Origin of the sequence: Pseudomonas sp. B3(2017), from assembly GCF_002113595.1 — a bacterium.
Classification (GTDB): domain Bacteria; phylum Pseudomonadota; class Gammaproteobacteria; order Pseudomonadales; family Pseudomonadaceae; genus Aquipseudomonas; species Aquipseudomonas ekonensis.
This window is the reverse complement of the sequence record NZ_NEIU01000003.1, coordinates 202,446-224,043: the sequence shown is the minus strand read 5'-3', so window position 1 is coordinate 224,043 and position 21,598 is coordinate 202,446. Positions and strand designations below refer to the sequence as shown.

21 protein-coding genes and 1 pseudogene are annotated in these 21,598 nt (G+C 65.3%); 7 read left to right on the top strand and 15 right to left on the bottom strand.

Annotated features, from left to right (window positions below; genetic code table 11):
- The first annotated feature begins 53 nt into the window (after positions 1 to 53).
- The 4 genes from CAG33_RS05845 (at position 54) to pdxH (ending at position 5,656) form a co-directional block, all read left to right on the top strand.
- On the top strand, positions 54 to 2,414 hold the full coding sequence (locus tag CAG33_RS05845) for a beta-galactosidase (RefSeq protein ID WP_085637325.1): 2,361 nt from the start codon (positions 54 to 56) through the stop codon (positions 2,412 to 2,414).
- A gap of 210 nt (positions 2,415 to 2,624) precedes the next feature.
- Positions 2,625 to 3,770, top strand: coding sequence for a serine hydrolase domain-containing protein (locus CAG33_RS05840; RefSeq protein ID WP_085637322.1), 1,146 nt, complete (start codon positions 2,625 to 2,627; stop codon positions 3,768 to 3,770).
- A 113-nt stretch (positions 3,771 to 3,883) separates the two neighbouring features.
- Positions 3,884 to 4,984, top strand: a complete 1,101-nt coding sequence (locus tag CAG33_RS05835; protein WP_085632152.1) for an OmpA family protein — start codon at positions 3,884 to 3,886, stop codon at positions 4,982 to 4,984.
- Between the two features lie 24 nt (positions 4,985 to 5,008).
- Entirely contained in the window at positions 5,009 to 5,656 is a 648-nt protein-coding gene (pdxH, locus tag CAG33_RS05830; RefSeq protein WP_085637319.1) for a pyridoxamine 5'-phosphate oxidase, read from the top strand.
- A gap of 5 nt (positions 5,657 to 5,661) precedes the next feature.
- On the opposite strand, the gene CAG33_RS05825 is transcribed toward pdxH, so the two are convergent.
- Positions 5,662 to 5,898, bottom strand: coding sequence for a hypothetical protein (locus CAG33_RS05825; protein ID WP_085581626.1), 237 nt, complete (start codon positions 5,896 to 5,898; stop codon positions 5,662 to 5,664).
- A 168-nt stretch (positions 5,899 to 6,066) separates the two neighbouring features.
- Between CAG33_RS05825 and CAG33_RS05820 the strand changes: the two genes are divergently transcribed.
- Entirely contained in the window at positions 6,067 to 6,531 is a 465-nt protein-coding gene (locus tag CAG33_RS05820) for a glycine zipper 2TM domain-containing protein (RefSeq protein ID WP_085581628.1), read from the top strand.
- Between the two features lie 90 nt (positions 6,532 to 6,621).
- Here the strand turns inward: CAG33_RS05820 and CAG33_RS05815 are convergent, their stop codons facing one another.
- The 3 genes and pseudogenes from CAG33_RS05815 to nhaA form a co-directional block, all read right to left on the bottom strand.
- Positions 6,622 to 6,831 carry a hypothetical protein gene (locus CAG33_RS05815; RefSeq protein ID WP_170929959.1) on the bottom strand — a complete coding sequence of 70 codons (210 nt, stop codon included), beginning with the start codon at positions 6,829 to 6,831 and terminating at the stop codon, positions 6,622 to 6,624.
- Positions 6,832 to 6,842: 11 nt separating this feature from the next.
- Positions 6,843 to 8,027 (bottom strand): annotated as a pseudogene (locus tag CAG33_RS05810) (S-type pyocin domain-containing protein).
- 159 nt (positions 8,028 to 8,186) lie between these two features.
- A complete protein-coding gene (nhaA, locus tag CAG33_RS05805; protein WP_085637316.1) occupies positions 8,187 to 9,368 on the bottom strand; it encodes a Na+/H+ antiporter NhaA in 1,182 nt (393 codons plus the stop codon).
- Positions 9,369 to 9,614: 246 nt separating this feature from the next.
- Here nhaA and CAG33_RS05800 point away from each other — a divergent pair, with 246 nt between their 5' ends.
- Positions 9,615 to 10,709, top strand: coding sequence for a PLP-dependent cysteine synthase family protein (locus CAG33_RS05800; protein ID WP_085632160.1), 1,095 nt, complete (start codon positions 9,615 to 9,617; stop codon positions 10,707 to 10,709).
- Between the two features lie 126 nt (positions 10,710 to 10,835).
- Here the strand turns inward: CAG33_RS05800 and CAG33_RS05795 are convergent, their stop codons facing one another.
- The 3 genes from CAG33_RS05795 to CAG33_RS05785 form a co-directional block, all read right to left on the bottom strand.
- Entirely contained in the window at positions 10,836 to 12,449 is a 1,614-nt protein-coding gene (locus CAG33_RS05795) for an NAD(P)/FAD-dependent oxidoreductase (RefSeq protein WP_085581635.1), read from the bottom strand.
- 94 nt (positions 12,450 to 12,543) lie between these two features.
- A complete protein-coding gene (locus CAG33_RS05790; protein ID WP_085581638.1) occupies positions 12,544 to 13,197 on the bottom strand; it encodes a COG3650 family protein in 654 nt (217 codons plus the stop codon).
- A 59-nt stretch (positions 13,198 to 13,256) separates the two neighbouring features.
- Positions 13,257 to 13,856, bottom strand: a complete 600-nt coding sequence (locus tag CAG33_RS05785) for a short chain dehydrogenase (RefSeq protein WP_085581640.1) — start codon at positions 13,854 to 13,856, stop codon at positions 13,257 to 13,259.
- A gap of 104 nt (positions 13,857 to 13,960) precedes the next feature.
- On the opposite strand from CAG33_RS05785, the gene CAG33_RS05780 reads away from it, so the two are divergent.
- A complete protein-coding gene (locus tag CAG33_RS05780; RefSeq protein ID WP_085581642.1) occupies positions 13,961 to 14,869 on the top strand; it encodes a LysR family transcriptional regulator in 909 nt (302 codons plus the stop codon).
- 115 nt (positions 14,870 to 14,984) lie between these two features.
- Here the strand turns inward: CAG33_RS05780 and CAG33_RS05775 are convergent, their stop codons facing one another.
- The 8 genes from CAG33_RS05775 to livH form a co-directional block, all read right to left on the bottom strand.
- Complete coding sequence (locus tag CAG33_RS05775; protein ID WP_085581644.1) at positions 14,985 to 15,458, bottom strand: DoxX family protein; 474 nt, start codon at positions 15,456 to 15,458, stop codon at positions 14,985 to 14,987.
- The gene (locus tag CAG33_RS05770) at positions 15,455 to 16,213 is read right to left on the bottom strand and encodes a DUF2063 domain-containing protein (RefSeq protein ID WP_085637313.1); all 759 of its coding nucleotides are present in this window, start codon (positions 16,211 to 16,213) and stop codon (positions 15,455 to 15,457) included. The genes CAG33_RS05775 and CAG33_RS05770 overlap by 4 nt, the downstream gene beginning before the upstream one ends.
- On the bottom strand, positions 16,210 to 17,097 hold the full coding sequence (locus CAG33_RS05765) for a DUF692 domain-containing protein (RefSeq protein WP_085637310.1): 888 nt from the start codon (positions 17,095 to 17,097) through the stop codon (positions 16,210 to 16,212). Before CAG33_RS05765 ends, CAG33_RS05770 begins: the two co-directional genes overlap by 4 nt.
- Positions 17,098 to 17,122: 25 nt before the next feature.
- Complete coding sequence (locus tag CAG33_RS05760) at positions 17,123 to 17,428, bottom strand: DUF2282 domain-containing protein (RefSeq protein ID WP_085581650.1); 306 nt, start codon at positions 17,426 to 17,428, stop codon at positions 17,123 to 17,125.
- A 374-nt stretch (positions 17,429 to 17,802) separates the two neighbouring features.
- Positions 17,803 to 18,504, bottom strand: a complete 702-nt coding sequence (locus CAG33_RS05755) for an ABC transporter ATP-binding protein (protein WP_085581652.1) — start codon at positions 18,502 to 18,504, stop codon at positions 17,803 to 17,805.
- Positions 18,505 to 19,272: a high-affinity branched-chain amino acid ABC transporter ATP-binding protein LivG gene (gene livG / locus CAG33_RS05750; protein ID WP_085581654.1), complete on the bottom strand. Its 768-nt coding sequence runs from the start codon at positions 19,270 to 19,272 to the stop codon at positions 18,505 to 18,507. It lies immediately after the preceding gene.
- Complete coding sequence (locus CAG33_RS05745) at positions 19,269 to 20,522, bottom strand: high-affinity branched-chain amino acid ABC transporter permease LivM (protein ID WP_085581656.1); 1,254 nt, start codon at positions 20,520 to 20,522, stop codon at positions 19,269 to 19,271. Before CAG33_RS05745 ends, livG begins: the two co-directional genes overlap by 4 nt.
- Positions 20,519 to 21,442: a high-affinity branched-chain amino acid ABC transporter permease LivH gene (gene livH / locus CAG33_RS05740; RefSeq protein WP_085581658.1), complete on the bottom strand. Its 924-nt coding sequence runs from the start codon at positions 21,440 to 21,442 to the stop codon at positions 20,519 to 20,521. The genes CAG33_RS05745 and livH overlap by 4 nt, the downstream gene beginning before the upstream one ends.
- Positions 21,443 to 21,598 lie beyond the last annotated feature (156 nt).

Here is a 21,598-nt window from a genome sequence, read left to right as displayed (position 1 = left end):
AGCCATCGCCTGTCCATTGGCCTTCACGGGTCGCTAGGGAGAATTCCGTTCTTATGATTCGCCGTTCGTTGCCTGCCGCTTTTGCCCTGATGTTCGCCGCCCCGTTGCTGGCGGCGCCAATCGGCCAGCAGACCCTGTTCAATTTCGTCCGTCCCGCCGACGTGGTGAAGGTGACCACCGAAAACGCCGACCTGCCCCAGGCCAACGCCGAGCAGACGCCCGAAGGCGAAGTGCTGCGCCGGGTGACGTTCAGCCCGGCCGCCCGTCCGACCCTGCGTCTGGCCCCGCAGACCGGCGCCTGGGACTGGTCGCAGTCCGGCATGATGAGCCTGCGCCTGCAGAGTGCCATGGACTGGGCCGTCACTGTCTACGTGCAGATCCAGAGCAACGACGGCAAGACCCTGACCAGCCGCGTCGACCTGCCGGCGGGCCCCGCGCAGACCCTACTGGTGCCGTTGACCGCGAGCTCGCCCCTGAGCCAGGGCATGAAGGCCGCGCCGCCGATGCCGATGACCGTCGACGGCCAGCGGATCCTGCTGGCCGGCAGCAGCGGCGAACTGGATCGCAGCCAGGTGGTGTCGGTCAGCCTGTCGCTGGATCGGCCCAAGGCTGCGCAAAGCCTGTTGCTGGAGCGCTTCGGCGTGCAGGACGGCGACGAGGCGGTCAAGGCCGCCTACGGCAACCTGGTGGATGCCTATGGCCAATCCACCCGGGGCAAGTGGCCGGAGAAGGTCGCCAATGACGAACAGCTCAAGGCCGCCGCCGCCAAGGAACAGCAGCAACTCAAAGGCTGGCTGGCGGAACGCGAGAAGGCGCCGCTGGACAGGTTCGGCGGCTCGACCGGCGGCCCGGCGTTCAAGGCCAGCGGTTTCTTCCACACCGAAAAACGTGACGGTCGCTGGTATCTGGTGACGCCGGAAGGCCATCCGTTCTACTCGCTGGGGGTGAACACCGTCAGCCCGGACGTGAACCCGACCTACGTCGCCGGGCGCGAATGGATGTTCGAATCCCTGCCCAAGCCCGACCAACCGCTGGCCAACCATTACGGCGAAGGCGACAACCGCGGCGGCAACGGCGCCGATCAGGGGCGCGGCTACAACGTCGGGCGCTGGTACGATTTCTATGGCGCCAACCTGCAACGCTTGAACGGCGATCCTTGCGCCACGCAGGTGCAGAGCCAACCCGATGCCGAGGCGGCCGCTGCCGCCGCCGTGCCGTGCAAGGCCACGATCGACGAGAAGCGCTGGACCGCCCACACCCTCGACCGCCTGCTGGCCTGGGGCTTCAACACCGTGGGCAACTGGAGCGCTTCTCCATTGGGCAACGCCCAGCGCATGCCTTACACGTTGCCGCTGTCCATCGTCGGCGACTACACCAGCATCAGCACCGGCAACGATTGGTGGGGCGGCATGCCCGACCCGTTCGACCCGCGTTTTGCCATGGCCACCGAGCGCGCCGTGGCCATCGCCGCCCGCGACCACCGCGACGATCCGTGGCTGATCGGCTACTACGCCGACAACGAACTGGCCTGGGCCGGCCCCGGCGACGACCCGAAGTCGCGCTACGCCCTGGCCTACGGCACCCTGAAAATGACCACCGACGTGCCGGCCAAGCGCGCCTTCCTCAAGCAGTTGCGGGACAAGTACCGCAACCAGGAAGGCCTGTCCAAGGCCTGGGGCATCGACCTGCCGGCCTGGGAACTGATGGAGGATCCGGGCTTCGTGCCGCCGCTGCCGAGCGCCGAGCACCCGGAGATCGAGGCCGACTTCAAGTACTTCCAGAAAGTGTTCGCCGACACCTACTTCAAGACCATTTCCGATTCGCTCAAATGGCATGCGCCGAACCAGATGCTGCTCGGCGGCCGCTTTGCCGTCAGCACCCCGGAAGCCGTGGCCTCCTGCGCGCAGTTCTGCGATGTGCTGAGCTTCAACCTGTACACCCTCAAGCCCCAGGACGGCTACGACTTCGCCGCGTTGCGTGAACTGGACAAACCGGTGCTGATCACCGAATTCAACTTCGGCTCCACCGACCGCGGCCCGTTCTGGGGCGGTGTGACGCCGCTGGCCAAGGAAGAGGACCGCGGCCCGGCCTACGCCAACTTCCTCAAGCAGGCCCTGAGCGAGCCGGCGATCGTCGGCGTGCACTGGTTCCAGTACCTGGACCAACCGGTGACCGGACGCCTGCTGGACGGCGAGAACGGCCACTTCGGCCTGGTGGGCGTGACCGACCTGCCGTTCCAGGGCTTTGTCGAGGCGGTGCGCAAGAGCAACCTGGCGACCGTCGGGCAGATCGGCAAAGAGGCTGCGCGACCTGTGAGCGACGCCGGGCATGAAGCCGAAGGCGGGCGCAAGGGCGAGGCCGGCAAGGGGCCGGGCGCCGGCCATGCCGGGGGGCACTCGGGCAACGGCCACTGACACCATCGCCAGCAGGCGGGCTCCCACAGGGATTGCGTTGCAGTCAACGGCTGTGGGAGCCGGCCTGCTGGCGGTGAGGCCGGCCGCAGCCGAAAACCTCCGATCCTCACTTCGGCCGCACAACCGCCCGGCCCGCAGCAGTTCCCAAAACCCTCAAGGGCTGGAACAATGCCGGCCACTTTGTAGAGCGTTTGGGCGGGGGAGTTGCGGGTGCAGATTCAGGGACATTACGAGCTTCAGTTCGAAGCGGTGCGCGACGCCTTCGCGGCATTGTTCGACGATCCCCAGGAGCGCGGCGCGGCGCTGTGCATCCGGGTCGGCGGCGAGACCGTCCTCGACCTCTGGTCCGGCACCGCCGACAAGGACGGCAGCGAAGCCTGGCACAGCGACACCATCGCCAACCTGTTCTCCTGCACCAAGCCGTTCGCCGCCGTCACGGCGCTGCAACTGGTGGCCGAAGGCAAGTTGCAGCTGGACGTTCCCGTCGCCCGCTACTGGCCGGAATTCGCCGCCGCCGGCAAGGAATCCGTCACCCTGCGCCAATTGCTCTGCCACCAGGCCGGCCTACCGGCCCTGCGCGAGCTGATGGCCCCGCAAGCCCTGTACGAATGGCAGACCATGGTCGACGCCCTCGCGGCGGAGGCGCCGTGGTGGACGCCGGGCACCGGCCACGGCTACGCCGCGATCACCTACGGCTGGCTGGTGGGCGAACTGCTGCGCCGCGCCGACGGACGCGGGCCGGGCGAATCCATCGTGGCGCGGATCGCCAAGCCGTTGGGGCTGGACTTCCATGTCGGCATGGCCGACGAAGAATTCCATCGCGTGGCCCATATCGCCCGGGGCAAGGGCAACGTCGGTGATGCCGCCGCTCAGCGCCTGCTGCAGGTGACGATGCGCGAGCCGACCGCCATGACTACCCGCGCCTTCACCAACCCGCCGTCGGTGCTCACCAGCACCAACAAGCCGGAGTGGCGGCGCATGCAGCAGCCGGCGGCCAACGGCCACGGCAATGCGCGCAGCCTGGCCGGGTTCTACGCCGGCCTGCTCGACGGCAGCCTGCTGGAAGGCGAAATGCTCGACGAGCTGACCCGCGAACACAGCCTCGGCGAGGACAAGACCCTGCTGACCCGCACCCGTTTCGGCCTCGGCTGCATGCTCGACCAGCCCGACGTGCCGAACGCCACCTACGGCCTCGGCCCGCGCGCCTTCGGCCATCCGGGGGCGGGCGGTTCCGTCGGTTTTGCTGATCCGGAGCACGATGTCGCGTTCGGTTTTGTGACAAATACCTTGGGGCCGTACGTCTTGATGGATCCGCGCGCGCAGAAGCTGGCGCGGGTGCTAGCCACTTGTCTGTAAAGCATTGCCGGAGGTTCCAGGGCCGGAACCTCATCCGTTTTTTCGATTCAAAGCGTCTGTTTATCCGGGCCGACCCGTGCCGGTTGTTCATCACTTCATTTTGTGGGTTTCCAATGTCTTCCAAACCAACTCTCGCCCTGGCCCTGTGTTTTGCGATCACCGGTTGCGCTCAGACCCCGAAAAGCGACGCCGACGGCGGCAGCTGGTGGCCGTTCGGCTCCTCCGACAAGGTCGCGGCGAAAGAGCCGGCACCGGCCCCGGCACCGCTGAAGCCCGCCGTCACTGCGCCTGTGGCCAAGTCCGAAAGCGGCAGCCATTGGTACTGGCCGTTCGGTTCCGACGACGCCAAGGCCGACGTCAAGGCCGAGGCCAAGCCTGAAGCGAAACCCGAAGCCAAACCGGTCGCCGTGGCCAAGGCCGACGCCGACAAGGGCGGCAAGTGGTGGTGGCCGTTCGGCGGCAAGGATCAGGACACCAGCGCCAAGGCCGCGCCGATGCCTGACCCGAAAGTCACCCAGGCCTGGCTCGACGACTACGAGCCGCGCCTGCGCGAGGCGATCAAGGAAAGCAACCTGCAACTGGAGCGCCGCGAAAACGTGCTGGTGGTGACGGCGCCGGTGGAAGGCTCGTTCAACCCGGATCGTCCGGCGATGCTGCTGCCGGTCACCCTCGGTCCGTTCACCCGCGTGGCGAAGATCCTCGAAGCGGATCCCAAGACCGCCGTGCTGGTGCTCGGCCACAGCGACACCACCGGTGCCGCCCCGGCCAACATCAAGCTGAGCCAGGAACGTGCCCAGGCCGTGGCGGCGATCTTCCGCCTCAGCGGCCTGCAGCGTGACCGCCTGATGCTGCGCGGCATGGGTTCCGAAGCGCCGCGTGCGGCCAACGACAGCGCCGAAGGCCGTGCCCTGAACCGTCGCGTCGAGCTGCTGGTGACCCCGCAGAACACCATGGTCGCGCTGCTGAGCAAATACAACATGCCGGCGCCGAAGCCGGTGACCATGGTCGCCGCGCAAGACGTCAAGCCAGCCGCCAAACCGGTGACGCCGGCCCCGGCCGCCAAGAAAGCCGCCGTGCCGGCCACCAAAAAGGCCCCGGCCAAGAAAGCCGCCGCCAAGGCTCCGGCCAAGAAAACCCCGGTGAAGAAGACCGCACCGGCCAAAGCCGCCACGGCCGACAAGAAAGTCGCCGCGGCCGATACTTCAAAGAAGTGATCCGTTAACGAAAAGGAATGCGCCATGACCCAGGCTCTGGCAGATATGCGTCGTGATTACACCCGTGACGGCCTGACCGAGGCGCAAGCCCCGGCCGAGCCGTTCGCGTTGTTTCACCAATGGTTCGCCGACGCGGTGAAAACCGAACAGGCGCCGGTGGAGGCCAACGCCATGACCCTGGCGACGGTCGATGCGGACGGCCGTCCGCATTGCCGCATTCTGCTGCTCAAGGGCCTGGACGAGCAGGGGTTCACCTTCTTCACCAACTACGACAGCGCCAAGGGCCAGCATCTGGCGGCGAACCCATTCGCCGCCATGACGTTCTTCTGGCCTACCCTGGAGCGCCAGGTGCGGATCGAAGGCCGGGTGGTCAAGGTCACGCCGGCCGAGTCCGACGCGTATTATCAGGTGCGCCCGCTGGGCAGCCGCCTGGGCGCCTGGGCGTCGCCGCAGAGCCGGGTGATCGACGGGCGGGGGGAACTGGAGGATCTGCTCAAGGCCACCGAGCAGCGCTTCAGCGACACCCAGCCGGACTGCCCTGAACACTGGGGCGGTTACCGTCTGCTTCCCGAGCGCATCGAGTTCTGGCAGGGCCGTCCGAGCCGTCTGCACGATCGCCTCAACTATCGCATGCAGGGCGCCGGCTGGATTCTGGAACGTCTGGCGCCGTAGGCAGTCTACCGCTCGGGATAGTCTGCCGCGGCGGCCTTGAGCCACTGCGGCAGATCCCGACGCTTGATCTTCTGTTTTTGAGCCTGTGCCAAGCGTTCAAGCATGAAGGCGCGTTTGCTTTCGTCCTTGCCGGCCAGCGACAATGCCAGATCGCGATCCATCCAGCGTTTGATTCGCACGTACAGCCACCCATGGAAGTACAGACCGGCAACGGTTGTGGCGACGATGATGAAGTAATCCATGAAAATCCTTGGGGCTGTGGCGCGGTTTTCCGATTTTGGCGCTACTGTTGGGTGAATCGTTTGAGGCGCCTGTACCGGGCCTGAATGAAACCAATTTAATCCGGGCGGCGCCGTGACAGGCGTCAAGCTGCGGAGTTTAATGAATACCTGTCCTTTGGAGTTGATCCTATGCGTAAGTCTGTCCTGCTGGTTGCTTCCTTTTCCACGATGGCGATGCTGCTCACCGGCTGCCAGTCGAGCCTGACCGGCGACACCTACTCCCGTGACGAAGCGCGTCGCGTGCAGACGATTCGCATGGGCACCATCGAATCCTTGCGTCCGGTGAAGATCGAAGGCACCAAGACCCCGATCGGCGGCCTCGCCGGTGCAGCGGTGGGCGGCGTCGGCGGCAGCGCCATCGGCGGCGGCAAAGGCAGCATCGTGGCGGCGGTCATCGGTGCCGTGGCCGGCGGCCTGGTCGGCTCCGCCGCCGAAGAAGGCCTGACCCGCACCCAGGGCGTCGAGATCACCGTTCGCGAAGACGACGGCAGCATGCGCGCCTACGTGCAGGAAGTGCAGCCGAACGAAGTGTTCCGCGTGGGCGAGCGCGTACGCATCTCCACCGTGGGTGGCACCAGCCGCGTTTCGCACTAAGCGGATTGCAGTTGAAGAAAACCCCGACCGGGTGACCGGTCGGGGTTTTTCTTTGTGTGCTGATTGTTCACGAAGCGGCCGGGCTCAGCCTTACGACTCTGAGGTCAAATACAAATCGAGATTTCTCGGCAGAGTCAGGGCGGTCGCTTTCTCAATGTCACACATTTGCTGCTCTGTCAGTCGATAGTCATGCATGCTCTCCTCCTGATTGATCCAGCCCATGATGATTTTCAGTTCTGCAGCACCAATTGAAATGCTCTTTTCATACTCCGGGAAATCCTCCCCCTTTTTGACGCCCATTATCCGATGTCTCATGGTTCTACCTTTCTGGTTGGATCTGCAGGTTTGGTCTGAGCACCCGTTTCATGGTTGAACTCACCAAGATGCTTCCCCCGCTTTGTATATGTTTCAACCGCTCCATGCTGGAAGTCTCATTCGTAAATGGTGCCGTCTCTATCTTTCCAACGTGGACGTAACCCTCCACCTCCCTTTATCGGGGTTTTTGGGGTCGCCCAGCGCGCATCGGGAAAGGCAGGTAGAAAACTTGGCTTTTGATGGTAGTTGCCGTGCGGAGCGCTCACCACAATGTAAACCGGCCTGACCCCAGAATCCGCCGGAAACACCAGAATGAAATCCCGATATTCCGGCGGATAGACCGGGTTCACCAGAATGCTGTCCGCCGCTTCCGTCGGCGGGTACACCCAGATGTGCGGCGCCTGCGGGGCGGCTTCCAGGGCCGGGATGCCGAGGGTGTCGGCGCCGTCGTTGGCCGGTGTCCAGATCAGTTCAATGCCTTCGCCAAGGTCTGCGGTGTACTGGTTGCCGCGCGGAGCGAACTGCACGACGTCGACCATTTCCCAGTCGCGGTGCTTGCCGGTGTAGAAGCCGTAACCCTTGAGGTTGCCGTCCTCCTGCTGTTCGATTCGCAGGCGCACGCGGGTGCGGGCCTGTTTGAGGGCGCGCAGTTGGTCGTCGGTGTAGAGCGCGCTGTCGCCCAGGCTCAACGGCATCAGCAATGCCACCAGTCCCGTCAGCGTGGCCGCAGCGGTGCCGGCGGCCACGGTCGGCAAGGCTTCGAACAGGGAACCGGCGAGGGCGAACGTGCCCAGGCCTGCGGGGATGGCCGCGCCGCTGATTTTCCTGAGGGGCACGCCGCCGCTGGCATCGGCCTCGCGGGCGCCGAGCAGGATCAGGTCGCCGTAGTCCTTCAGGCTGTCGGTCGGCACCATGCCGGAGGGATTGGCGTAGTCGATGACCGCGTCCGGCAATTTGCAGGACTTGGCGAACACGCAACCGGCGCGAACCGGTTCAGGCTTGTCGGCGGCTGTCTCGCGGCTGCGTTCGAAAGCCGCCTGCCGCGCAAGCATGGCGTCGTAGGCGCTCTGCCGGGCCTCGCGCTCGGCCAGTTCGGTGGCCGTCATGTAGCGGTGGGTGATGAGATGTCCGTCGCCCGACGGCGGGTTGGGAATCTTGGGGATGTCCTTTCTGCCAGCCACTGATCGTCCTTTCGTTCATGCATCGACAGCCCCGACGAAGGGGCTGCACGACGTTAGCGAAGGGAACAAAGCGTGGCTGTAGGACGTATCTGCGATGAAGTGGGGATTGTTCGCCGTGAGCGTGTAACGAGGGAGCAGGCTCCCTTGTTACAGGTGGGCTCAGGTGAGCGCGGTCTTCCTGCTCGCCGCCGCCGTCACGGCGTAGCCGATCAGCGCCGCGAGGATCGAGCCGGTCAGGATGCCCATCCGGTCCATGCCGACGTAGTCGCTGGCGCCCGGCACGAAGGCCAGGGAGCCGACGAACAGGCTCATGGTGAAACCGATGCCGCAGAGGATCGCCACGCCCAGCACCTGGCCCCAGTTGGCGCCCTGGGGCAGGGCGGCGAGGCCGGTCTTGACCGCCAGCCAGGTCAGGCCGAACACGCCGACGGTCTTGCCCAGCAGCAGGCCGACCGCGATGCCCATCGGCACGTGGTGGGTGAAGCTTTCGACGGTGACGCCGCTCAGGGACAGGCCGGCGTTGGCGAAGGCGAACAGCGGCAGGATGCCGTAGGCCACCCAGGGATGCAGGGCGTGTTCAAGGCTCAGCAACGGCGACGGCTCGGCGTTGCGGGTGCGCAGCGGAATGCAGAAGGCCAGGGTCACGCCGGCCAGCGTCGCATGGACGCCGCTCTTCAGCACGCACACCCACAGGATCAGCCCGACGATCATGTACGGCCCCAGCTTGACCACGCCGAGCCGGTTCATCGCCACCAGCGCCGCGATGCACGCGGCCGCCAGGGCCAGCGACAGGGTCGACAGCGCGCCGGAGTAGAAGATCGCGATGATCACGATGGCGCCCAGGTCGTCGATGATCGCCAGGGTCATCAGGAACAGCTTCAGCGACACCGGCACTCGCTTGCCCAGCAGGGCCAGCACGCCGAGGGCGAAGGCGATGTCGGTGGCGGTCGGGATCGCCCAGCCGCCCAGGGCCGCCGGGTTGTCGCGGTTGAGTAACCAGTAGATCAGCGCCGGCACCACCATGCCGCCAATGGCCGCCGCGCCGGGCAGGACGATCTGCGACGGTTTCGACAGCTGGCCGTCGAGCACTTCGCGCTTCACTTCCAGGCCGATCAGCAGGAAGAACAGCGCCATCAGGCCGTCGTTGATCCACAGGAGCAGGGGCTTGGCGATCTTCAGCGCCCCGACCTGCGCCACCACCGGGGTGTCGAGCAGGCCGGCGTACAGCCACGACAACGGCGAGTTGTTGATGATCAGGGCCAGGACGGCTGCAGCGATCAACAACAGACCGCTGGCAGCTTCCAACTGAAAGAAACGCGTGAAAGTGCTACGCAGAGGCAAGGTCGCTCTCCATCGGATTCGTCAAAAAGGTGGGACACCCTAACCCGTACCGTTAGTTGTTAAAACAAAAGTTATATTCTTTTTTGTTATATGTCGTTACAGAGCGGGATACGGTGCGGGCTGAGCCTAGCAGTTGCCAAAGGTATTGGCGGTCAGCTGTATCTGTTGATCGTGAGGGATTTTTCCTAAGCTTGCGGACTGAGCCTGCGAAGGCGATTCCTGCCCGATTCAACGAGAACGACAGCCATGAGCGACAACCGACAGTGGGCCCGCGAAGCCATCCGGATCATCGAAGCGGACTTCCAGCGCAGCGCCGACACTCACCTGATCCCCTTGCCGCTGCCGGGGTTCCCGGGCATCGAGCTGTACTTCAAGGACGAGTCGAGCCACCCCACCGGTAGCCTCAAACACCGCCTGGCCCGTTCGCTGTTCCTTTACGCGTTGTGTAACGGTTGGCTGAAGCCCGGGGCGCCGGTGATCGAGGCGTCCAGCGGTTCGACGGCGATTTCGGAGGCGTATTTCGCCCGCATGCTGGGCCTGCCGTTCATCGCGGTGATGCCGGCGACCACGTCGAAGGAGAAAATCGCCCAGATCGCCTTCTACGGCGGCCAGAGCCATCTGGTGGACGACCCGACGCAGATCTACGCCGAGTCCGAGCGTCTGGCCCGCGAGCACGACGGCCACTTCATCGATCAGTTCACCTACGCCGAGCGCGCCACCGACTGGCGGGCGAACAACAACATCGCCGAATCGATCTTCCAGCAGATGCGCTACGAGCAGCACCCGACGCCGGCCTGGCTGATCTCCAGCCCCGGCACCGGCGGCACCACCGCGACCCTGGGCCGTTACGTGCGCTACCGTCAGCACTGCACCCGCGTGCTGTGCGCCGATGCCGAGCGTTCGGTGTTCTTCGATTTCTACCGGACCGGCGACGCGAGTCTGCGCCTGAGCCACGGTTCGCGGATCGAGGGCATCGGCCGGCCGCGGGTCGAGGCGTCGTTCCTGCCCAAGGTGATCGATGCGATGGTCAAGGTGCCGGACGCCCTGTCGCTGGCGGCCATGCATTACCTGGCCAAGCGTCTGGGACGGCATGTGGGCGGTTCGAGCGGCACCAACCTGATCGGCGCGCTGATGGCGGCCCAGCAGATGAAGGCGGCGGGGGAGACGGGGTCGATCGTGGCGATCCTGTGCGACGGCGGCGAGCGCTATGCCGACACCTATTACGACCCGGCCTGGCTCAAGGCCCAGGGGTATGCGCTGGACGGGCTGATCGCGGCAGTGGCGGCGAGCGCCGAGCGGGGCGAGGCGCTGCCGGAATCGGTGCTGCGCGCCAACATCTGAGGCAGTCGCACCAAACAAAGTGGGAGCGAGCCTGCTCGCGATGACGGTACATCAGCCAACTCATCCATTGACTGATGCTCCGCCATCGCAAGCAGGTTCGCTCCCACAGGTTTTGCGGTGGCTCCGTCAGGCCTCCAGGCCCAGGATGTCGCGGGCCACGGCTTCGGCGATGCGGATGCCGTCGACGCCCGCCGACAGGATCCCGCCGGCATAGCCTGCGCCTTCGCCGGCCGGGAACAGCCCCTTCACGTTCAGGCTCTGCAACGACTCGTTGCGGGTGATGCGCAGCGGCGACGAGGTGCGGGTCTCGATCCCGGTCAGCACCGCGTCGTGCAGCGAGTAGCCGCGGATCTGCTTCTCGAACGCCGGCAGGGCTTCGCGGATCGCCTCGATGGCGAAGTCCGGCAGCGCCAGGGCCAGGTCGCCCAGCGAAATGCCCGGCTTGTAGGACGGCTCGACCTCGCCCAGTTCGGTGGACGGCTTGCCGGCGATGAAGTCGCCGACCAGTTGCGCCGGTGCCTTGTAGTCGCTGCCGCCGAGGATAAAGGCGTGGGACTCCAGGCGTTCCTGCAGCTCGATCCCCGCCAGCGGGCCGCCCGGATAGTCGACCTCAGGGGTGATGCCGACGACGATGCCGGAGTTGGCGTTGCGCTCGTTGCGCGAGTATTGGCTCATGCCGTTGGTGACCACCCGGTTCGGCTCGGAGGTCGCCGCCACCACAGTGCCGCCCGGGCACATGCAGAAGCTGTAGACCGAGCGGCCGTTCTTGGCGTGGTGCACCAGCTTGTAGTCGGCGGCGCCGAGTTTCGGGTGGCCGGCGTACTTGCCCAGCCGCGCGCGGTCGATCAGCGACTGCGGGTGCTCGATGCGGAAACCCACCGAGAACGGCTTGGCCTCCATGAACACGCCACGGCTGTGGAGCATGCGGAAGGTGTCGCGGGCGCTGTGGCCCAGGGCCAGAACCACGTGTTTCGAGTGCAGGATCTCGCCGCTGGCCAGTTCGACGCCGACCAGTTGGCCGTCTTCGATCAGCACGTCGGTGACGCGTTGCTGGAAGCGCACTTCGCCGCCCAGGGCACGGATCTCTTCACGCATGGTCTCGACCATGCCGGTCAGGCGGAAGGTGCCGATGTGCGGCTTGCTGACGTAGAGGATCTCTTCCGGCGCGCCGGCCTTGACGAACTCGTGCAGCACCTTGCGGCCGAGGAACTTCGGGTCCTTGATCTGGCTGTACAGCTTGCCGTCGGAGAACGTGCCCGCGCCGCCTTCGCCGAACTGCACGTTGGACTCGGGGTTGAGCACGCTCTTGCGCCACAGGCCCCAGGTGTCCTTGGTGCGCTGGCGCACTTCGGTGCCGCGCTCCAGGATGATCGGCTTGAAGCCCATCTGCGCCAGCAGCAGGCCGGCGAAGATGCCGCACGGGCCGAAGCCGACCACGATCGGCCGTTCGCTCAGGTCGGCCGGCGCCTGGCCGACGAACTTGTAGCTGACATCCGGGGCCTCGTTGACGTTGCGGTCGTCGGCGAAGCGCGCCAGCACCTTGGCCTCGTCGCGCACGTTGAGGTCGATGGTGTAGATGAAGCTCAGTTCGGAGGATTTCTTGCGCGCATCGTAGCTGCGCTTGAACAGGGTGAAGTCGAGCAGGTCATCGCTGGCGACCCCCAGGCGCTGCACGATGGCGGTGCGCAGGTCTTCGTCGGGATGGTCGAGCGGCAGCTTGAGTTCGGTGATTCGTAACATGGCAGGATCCGGTTCGCGGGGCGCACAACTGCGCCAGGGCGTTTGAAGGCGGCGATTATACGCCGCATCGGCCGGATCCCGTGAGGTTAAACGATCAGTCGTCGCGGGAGCCGCCGAAATACGCGCAACCGCGCTCGGCCTTGCCGTCGATGCGCAACTCGGCGCTCATGGGCTGCACGCTGCCGGTGCGGCCGTCGACGCAGCGCTGCGGCGCCACCCACAGCTCGATCCGACGGTTGTCGGCCTCGCTGCTGAGGTTGAAGCGGCCGTCGCCCAGTTGCTCCTCGACGTAAGGCACGGCCAGGGGCGGTTGGCCTTCGCGGTCGATGGCCATGCCCTTGCCGCTGACTTTCACGCTCCACTCCGGGCCATGGCCGGCCGCGCGCAGGATCAGCAGCTTGAAGTTCGGATCGTCGCACGCAGTGCCCGAGCGCTCGACGCGGTACAGTCGGGCCAGGTCGAGCCGGTCGCCGGCGACCTTGCCGCGCACGTCGGCGAACAGCTTGCCCTGCTCGTCGGCGAGGGTGGCGGCCTCCTGCAGGACGCTGGTGCCGCCGACGTCGTTGACCTCATAGCGGCGCCGGTCCTGGCAGGACTCGAACATCAGCTTGCCGTCGGCGGCGATCAGTTGGCCCTGCATCCGAACCTGGCCGACGTGCGAGGCGCTTTGCCGCGCCCCGTCGAACAACTGGCACGCGGCAAACAACGGCAGCAAGGCAACAACGATCAACGAACGGGCGACACGCATCTTTGGCTCTCCAGTCAGGTGCCGCCACGTTACGCAGCCTGACCGTTCATCACAAGGGGTCAGCCCACGTGAAAGGTCTGACCTGTCTGCAAGCCCTCGACGCTTTTGGCGTAGGCCAATGCCACGTCCACCGCAGGAACCGGCTTGTAGCCCCGGAAGTATGGGGCGTAGCTGCCCATGGCTTCCACCAGCACGGTCGGGCTGACCGAGTTCACCCGCAGGCCGCGCGGCAGTTCGATCGCGGCGGCGCGCACGAAGCTGTCGAGGGCGCCGTTGACCAGCGCCGCCGAGGCGCCGGTGCGGATCGGGTCATGGCTGAGCACGCCGGAGGTGAAGGTGAACGACGCGCCGTCGTTGGCGAACTCGCGGCCGATCAGCAGCAGGTTCACCTGGCCCATCAGCTTGTCTTTCAGGCCCAGCGCAAAGCTGTCTTCACTCATTTCGTTCAGCGCGGCGAAGGTGACGTTGCCGGCCGCGCAGACCAGCGCGTCGAACTTGCCGGTCTTTTCGAACAGTTGGCGGATCGACGCGCTGTCGCTGATGTCGACCTGGAAATCGCCGCTGCTGCGGCCGATGCGGATGATTTCATGGCGTTGCGACAGTTCTTTGTCCACGGCCGAACCGATGGTGCCGCCGGCGCCGATCAACAGGATTTTCATCGTGGGTTGCCTCAAGTGATTGAACGAGCCTTGAGTCTAGAGTGGTTTTTTCCGCAGATAAGCGCACTAATGGGCAACCTTTGGTTTTCAGGTGGAAACAATCCATGAGCGAAATGGATGATCTGGCGGCGTTCGCCGTGCTGATCGAGGCCGGCAGCTTCACCCTGGCGGCGCAGCGGCTGGGCTGCAGCAAGGGGCAGTTGTCCAAGCGCATCAGTCAGTTGGAGGCGCAGTTTTCCGTGGTCTTGCTGCAGCGCACGACCCGACGCCTGAGCCTGACGGCGGCGGGCGCGGCGCTGTTGCCGCAGGCCCAGGCGCTGGTCGCCCAGGCGGAGCGCGCGCGTCAGGCGCTGGCGCGGCTCAAGGACGACATGGCCGGCCCGGTGCGCATGACGGTGCCGGTGTCCCTGGGAGAGACGTTCTTCGACGGCCTGTTGCTGGAGTTTTCGCAGAAGTACCCCGACGTGCAGATCGAACTGGAGCTGAACAACAACTTCCGTGACCTGGCCCGGGACAGCTTTGACCTGGCCGTGCGCACCGACGTGGCCAACGACGAGCGGCTGGTGGCCAGGCCACTGTTGGCCTGGCAGGAAATGACCTGCGCCAGTCCGGCCTACCTGGAACGCTACGGCGAGCCGGCGACTCCGCAGGCGCTGGCCGAGCACCGTTGCCTGCTCAACAGCCACTACAGCGGCCGCGAGGAATGGCTGTACCACCAGCGGCACGAACTGCTTCGGGTGAAGGTGTCCGGGCCGTTTGCCAGCAACCACTACAACCTGCTGAAGAAGGCGGCGCTGGCTGGCGCCGGCATCGCCCGGCTGCCGTCGTACCTTTTGCCGACGGAATTGGCTGACGGTCGGTTGCGATGGCTCCTGCGGGATTTCCAGACCCGGCGTATGCCCATGTACCTGGTGCATCCGTATCAGGGCGGGCTGCCCAAGCGCACCCAGGTGCTGGCGGACTACCTGGTCGGCTGGTTCAAGCGCAGCGGCGAGGCGCTGGACAGGCTTTAGCGGCCAGGCCGCCATCCCTGTAGGAGCGAGCCTGCTCGCGATGGCGCTGTGTCAGCCGACGCATGTACTGACTGACCCGCCGCCATCGCGAGCAGGCTCGCTCCCACACAGGCAGTCATTTGTTCAGCCGGGCAATCAGGTGGTCGATTGACAGCTTGCCAGGCCCCGTCGCCATCAGGTACAGCAACAGCGCCGCCCAGGTGCCGTGGGTCGGGTAGGCGTCCGGGTAGACGAACAACTGGATGGTCAGGGTCATGCCCAGCAGCGCCAGCGCCGAAAAGCGGGTGGCGAAACCGAGCAGGATCAGGATCGGGAAGAAGTGCTCGGCGAACGCCGCCAGGTGCGCGGCGAGTTCCGGCGACAGCAGCGGCACGTGGTATTCGCTCTGGAACAGCGGCACCGTCGAGTCCGCCAGGTGCGGCCAGCCGGGTTCGAAGGTGCCGTCGATCAGGTCGATGGCCAGGCCTTCGACCTTGGTCTGTCCGGATTTCCAGAACACCGCGGCAATGGAAAAACGCGCGATGAAGGCGATCAGGCTGTGGGGAATCCGTTCCAGCAGCGCGATGGCGCGGGCGATCAAGTGGCTCATGGCGACACCTTGGGGTTCAAGTGGGTGATGGCGTTTCGGCTGATCAGCAGGGCCAGGGTCTGGCTGAGGTCGAAGGCCGGAAGGTCCGCCAGTGCCTGCCCCAGCGGTTGGCCGTGAAGCAGGCGGCGGATGAAGCGGCTTGCGCCGGGCTCGAGGGCGAACACCTCGACGTCAAGGCCGTGGCGCAGGATCAGCGCGTGCTGCGCACAGGCCAGGTCGATCCCGGCTAGCGTTGCGTCCTGCTGGTGCGCAGCCCAGATGTCCACCACGGCGAAGGCCGAATCGAGCAGGTGCAGCGAGGGATGCAGGCCGATGCACAGATCGTTGACGGTGCCGGGATCGGCGAAGGCGTCGGCGATCCGCTCATGGGGCAGCGGCGGGGCATCGGCGGCGTGATAGGCGACGGTGCGCAGGCGTTCCAGCCGGGCGACATCCGCCAGATAAGGCACACCGGCGGCGGGTTCGAAACCCTCGATGAAGTCCGCCAGGCCTTCGCCGTACTCGCTCATGACCGGGCTGCGGGGCGGTTGATCCTGCAGGAACAGCGCGGCCATGGCCCGGAAGAAATCGTCGCCGACCAGTTCGGCCACCACCGGGTAGCTGTCGGCCAGGGCACTGATCAACGAGCTCTGCACGTTGTTGCGGTACACCGCGAAACGGCTCGCCGGGTCGGCGCCGTTGGCGCTGCACAGGCCTTCGGGGCAGGGCCGGCGGCTATCGAGCAAGGCTGCGCTGAACACAGCTTGATCGCTCATGGGTGCCCCCCTGCGGCCAGCAGCATCTCATCGGCCTGGCGCGCCTCGGCCAGCAACACATTGAAGGCCGGGACGTGATTGTCCCGTTCGATGAGGGTCGCCACCGGGCCGGTGCGTTGCAGCGCTTGCCGGTACAGGGCCCAGACTGCCTGGTCGACGGGGGCGCCATGGTCGTCGATCAGCAGGCGGTCGCCGAGGCTGTCGGCATCTTCGGCGAAACCGGCCAGATGGATCTCGCCGACCGCGTGCAGCGGCAGCGCCTCAAGGTAGGCCAGCGGATCGCGCTGATGATTGATGCAGGAAACGTAGACGTTGTTGACGTCCAGCAGCAGGCTGCAGCCGCTGCGCCGGATGATTTCGTGGAGGAAGTCCGCTTCGTCGAAGGTCGAGTGCCGGAAGGCCAGGTAGGTGGCGGGGTTTTCCAGCAGCATCGGCCGCTTGAGGGCGTTTTGCACCTGGTCGATGTGGTCGCAGACGCGGTTCAGCGTCGGTGTGTCGTAGGCCAGGGGCAGCAGGTCGTTGAGGAACACCGGGCCGTGGCTCGACCAGGCCAGGTGTTCGGAAAAGGCATGGGGTTGGTAGCGTTCGATCAGCGCCGCCAGACGCTGGAGATGCCGGGCGTCCAGCGGGCCTTCGCCGCCGATGGACAGTCCGACGCCGTGCAGCGACAGCGGATGGCGTTCGCGGATCAGCCCCAGGAAGTGATGGAACGGGCCGCCGGCCACCATGTAGTTTTCGGCGTGGACCTCGAAGAAGCCGATGTCCGGGCGGGTGTCGAGCACTTCATCGAAGTGCCCGGTCTTGAGCCCCAGGCCGGCACGGGCCGGGAGCCCGGTGAGGGCTGCCCGAGTGCGGGGGAGGGCATGGTCGCAGGATGTGATCATGATCGACACTCGGGCAGCCGTCGGATCAGGCCTTGGCCTTGAACGCTTCGAGCTGGCCGAAGCCGGTCGGCGAGGTCTTGCTCTCGGTGGTGGTGCAGGTGCCCTTCGGCACCAGTTTCCAGGCGTTGGACTGGTAGTCCATCTTGGCGGTGCCGGCGCAGGTGGTGCCTGGGCCGGCGGCGCAGTTGTTCTTGCCTTTCATGGCCACGCCGAAGCATTTCTCCATGTTGTCGTCGGCGGCGTGGGCGGTGGAGACAGTGGCCAGGCTCAGGGCGGAACCGAGGGCCAGGACGAGGGCGGTGGCGGACAGGGTGCGGGTGGTGGCGGTCATGGTGTTTCTCCGGTTGGGTTTGGGTTCTGCAAGCGAAGTGCGCTTGCTTGCCCCACTAGAGAAACGACCTCGCGATGCGTTACACGCGATCCCGAATTTTTTTCGAAAAATCTTCGATGCGCCGATTTTTCCTGTGGGAGCGAGCCTGCTCGCGATGGCGTCGCGTCAGTCGGCGAATTCGTTGGCTGACCCACCGCCATCGCGAGCAGGCTCGCTCCTACAGTGGATTTGAGTCGTATAGAGCACCCGGGCATAAGCGCCGGGCGGTCATCGTGAACGGATCTAGGTACCTGTAATTTCTGACAGTCAAGCACGGTAAATGACAGGCACAAAAAAACGGCCCCGAAGGGCCGTTTCCTGTTCACCGCAACCGCTTACCCCCCCAGATACGCCTCGCGCACCTTAGGATCGGTCAGCAGCGCCTCGCCGGTTCCCTGCATCACTACCCGGCCGTTCTCCAGCACGTAGGCGCGGTCGGCGATCTTCAGCGCCTGGTTGGCGTTCTGCTCGACCAAGAACACCGTCACCCCGTCCTTGCGCAGCTGTTCGATGATGTCGAAGATCTGCTGGATGATGATCGGCGCCAGGCCCAGCGACGGCTCGTCGAGCAGCAGCAGCTTGGGCTTGCTCATCAGCGCGCGGCCGATGGCGAGCATTTGCTGTTCGCCGCCGGACATGGTGCCGCCGCGTTGGGTGAAACGCTCTTTCAGGCGCGGGAAAAGTCCGAGGACCTTGTCCATCTGTTCCTGATAGTCGCCCTTGTCGGTGAAGAATCCGCCCATGGACAGGTTCTCTTCCACGGTCAGGCGGGCAAACACCCGGCGGCCTTCCGGCACCACGGCGATGCTCTTGCGCATGATCTGCGACGAGTCCAGACCGACCAGTTCCTCGCCCATGTAGCGGATGCTGCCGCTGTGGGCCCGGGGCGAGCCGCACAGGGTCATCAGCAGGGTGGACTTGCCGGCGCCGTTGGCGCCGATCAGGGTCACGATCTCGCCCTGGCGGACTTCGACGTTGACGCTGTGCAGGGCCTGGATCTTGCCGTAGAAGGTGGAAACGTTTTCGAACTGCAGCATTTACGCTTCCCCCAGGTAGGCTTTGATCACTTCGGGATTGTCGCGGATCTGTTCCGGCGTGCCGTTGGCCAGGGGCGTGCCCTGGTTGATCACGACGATGTGGTCGGAAATGCTCATGACCAGCTTCATGTCGTGTTCGATCAGCAGCACGGTGACGTTGTGCTCTTCGCGCAGCACGCTGATCAGCGCCTTGAGGTCTTCGGTCTCCTTGGGGTTCAGGCCGGCCGCCGGTTCGTCGAGCATGAGGATCCGCGGACGGGTCATCATGCAGCGGGCGATCTCCAGGCGGCGCTGCTGACCGTAGGCCAGGGTGCCGGCGGGACGGTTGGCGAACTCCTTGAGGTTGACCTTGTCCAGCCAGTAGCCGGCGTACTCCATGGCTTCCTGCTCGCTCTTGCGGAACGACGGGGTCTTGAACAGACCGGACAGGAAGTTGGTGTTCAGGTGGCGGTGCTGGGCGATCAGCAGGTTCTCCAGGGCCGTCATTTCCTTGAACAGCCGCACGTTCTGGAAGGTGCGCACCACGCCCTTGAGCGCGATCTTGTGGCCCGGCAGGCCCTGGATCGGCTCGCCGTCCAGCAGGATGCTGCCGCCGGTGGGCTGGTAGAAGCCGGTCAGGCAGTTGAACACGGTGGTCTTGCCCGCGCCGTTCGGCCCGATCAGCGCCACCACTTGTTTCTCTTTCACGGTCAGGGCCACGCCATTGACCGCCAGCAGGCCGCCGAAGCGCATGCTCAGGTTTTCGACTTTCAGGATCTCGCGGCTCATTTGCGCAACTCCATGTGTGGGCGTTGCATCGGCAGCAGACCTTGTGGACGCCAGATCATCATCAGCACCATCAGGGCACCGAACATCAGCATCCGGTACTCGCTGAACTCACGCATCATTTCCGGCAGCAGGATCATCACCACGGCGGCGAGGATCACGCCCAACTGCGAGCCCATGCCGCCCAGCACCACGATGGCGAGGATGATCGCCGACTCGATGAAGGTGAACGACTCCGGGGTCACCAGGCCTTGGCGCGCGGCGAAGAAGCTGCCGGCGAAACCGGCGAAGCTGGCGCCCAGGGTGAAGGCCGAGAGCTTGATCACGGTCGGGTTCAGGCCCAGCGCGCGGCAGGCGATCTCGTCTTCGCGCAGCGCTTCCCACGCGCGGCCGATCGGCATGCGCAGCAGGCGGTTGATGATGAACAGCGCGCCCAGGGCCAGCAGCAGGGCCACCAGGTACAGGAACACCACTTTGCTCACCGGGTTGTAGGTCAGCCCGAAGAACTCGTGGAAGGTCTGCATGCCTTCGCTGGCCGAGCGTTCGAAGCTCAGGCCGAAGAAGGTCGGCTTGGGGATGTTGCTGATGCCGTTCGGGCCGCCGGTGAGGTCGGTGAGGTTACGCAGGAACAGACGGATGATCTCACCGAAGCCCAGGGTCACGATGGCCAGGTAGTCACCGCGCAGGCGCAGCACCGGGAAGCCCAGCAGGAAGCCGAAGGTGGCCGCCATCAGGCCGGCGATCGGCAGGCACAGCCAGAAGCTCCAGCCGAAGTAGTGCGACAGCAGCGCGTAGCTGTAGGCGCCCACGGCGTAGAAGCCCACGTAGCCCAGGTCGAGCAGGCCGGCCAGGCCCACCACGATGTTCAGGCCCAGGCCCAGCAGGACGTAGATCAGGATCAGGGTGGCGATGTCCACCGCGCCGCGCGAGCCGAAGAACGGCCAGATCAGCGCGACCACGATCAGGCCGACGATGATCCAGCGCTGGGTGCGCGGCAGGGTCAGGAACTGACTGACCTTGGGCGAGACCAGCGGGCCGCGGTCGGTGCGCATCAGCGCACTGAACTGTTCGCTGAACAGCACCCGCAGGAACATCAGCACCGAGCACAGGGCGATGACGGTCAGCGTCAGCGGGCCGGTGCCGTGCACTTCGAGGTTGATGCCGACGATGCTCAGCTTGAGGCCGAGGACAGGGAAGGCGACGGCCCAGACCAGCAGGGCGCTGAACAGCGCTTGTTTAAGATGTTTGCTCATACTTTCTCAACCTCCGGACGGCCCAGGATGCCGGTCGGCCGGAACAACAGGACCAGGACCAGGAGACCGAACGCCACCACGTCCTTGTATTGGTCGCCGAAGATGTCGGCGCCGAACGCTTCGGCCACACCCAGCACCAGCCCGCCGAGCATCGCGCCCGGAATGCTGCCGATGCCGCCCAGGACCGCTGCGGTGAAGGCCTTCAGGCCCACCAGGAAGCCGGCGTTGGGGTTGATCACGCCGTACTGCATGCTCAGCAGCACGGCGGCGACCGCGGCCAGCGCGGCACCGATGACGAAGGTCAGGGCGATGATGTTGTTGGTGTTGATGCCCAGCAGGTTGGCCATCTTGATGTCCTCGGCGCAGGCGCGGCAGGCGCGGCCCAGGCGGGAACGGGAGATGAACGTGGTCAGGCCGAGCATCGCGATCAGCGTCACGACGAAGACCAGGATCTGCATGTAGGAGATCAGGACTTCCTCGGCGCCGCCCGGACCGAAGGAGAAGCTCCCCGGAATCAGGTTGGGGATGGATTTGTCCTTGGAGTCCTGGGACAGCAGCACGGTGTTCTGCAGGAAAATCGACATGCCGATGGCGGAGATCAGCGGGATCAGACGGTTGCTGCCGCGCAGGGGGCGGTAAGCGACGCGTTCGATGCTGTAGCCGTAGGCACTGGTGACGACGATCGACGCGATGAACGCGGCGGTCATGAGCAGCGGCAGTGAGTGGATGCCCATCATGGCCAGCCCGGCAAGGGCGATGAAGGCCACGTAGGAACCAATCATGTAGACCTCGCCATGGGCGAAGTTAATCATTCCAATGATGCCGTAAACCATTGTGTAGCCAATGGCTATCAACGCATACGTGCTGCCAATGGTCAGTCCATTAACCAGCTGTTGGAAAAAATGATAGATCTCAGGCATTACAGCGCTCCTAAAAACCCGATACGCATTTCACTGGTGGAGTCATGTTCCGGCCCTGTGCTGTGTTCTGTGGCCACATTTGCACGGAGCGTTTGCCAGCGAACCGCTGGTGACGGTTTTAAGATTTTCAGGTGAACCAGCGCCCGGATCGCGGGC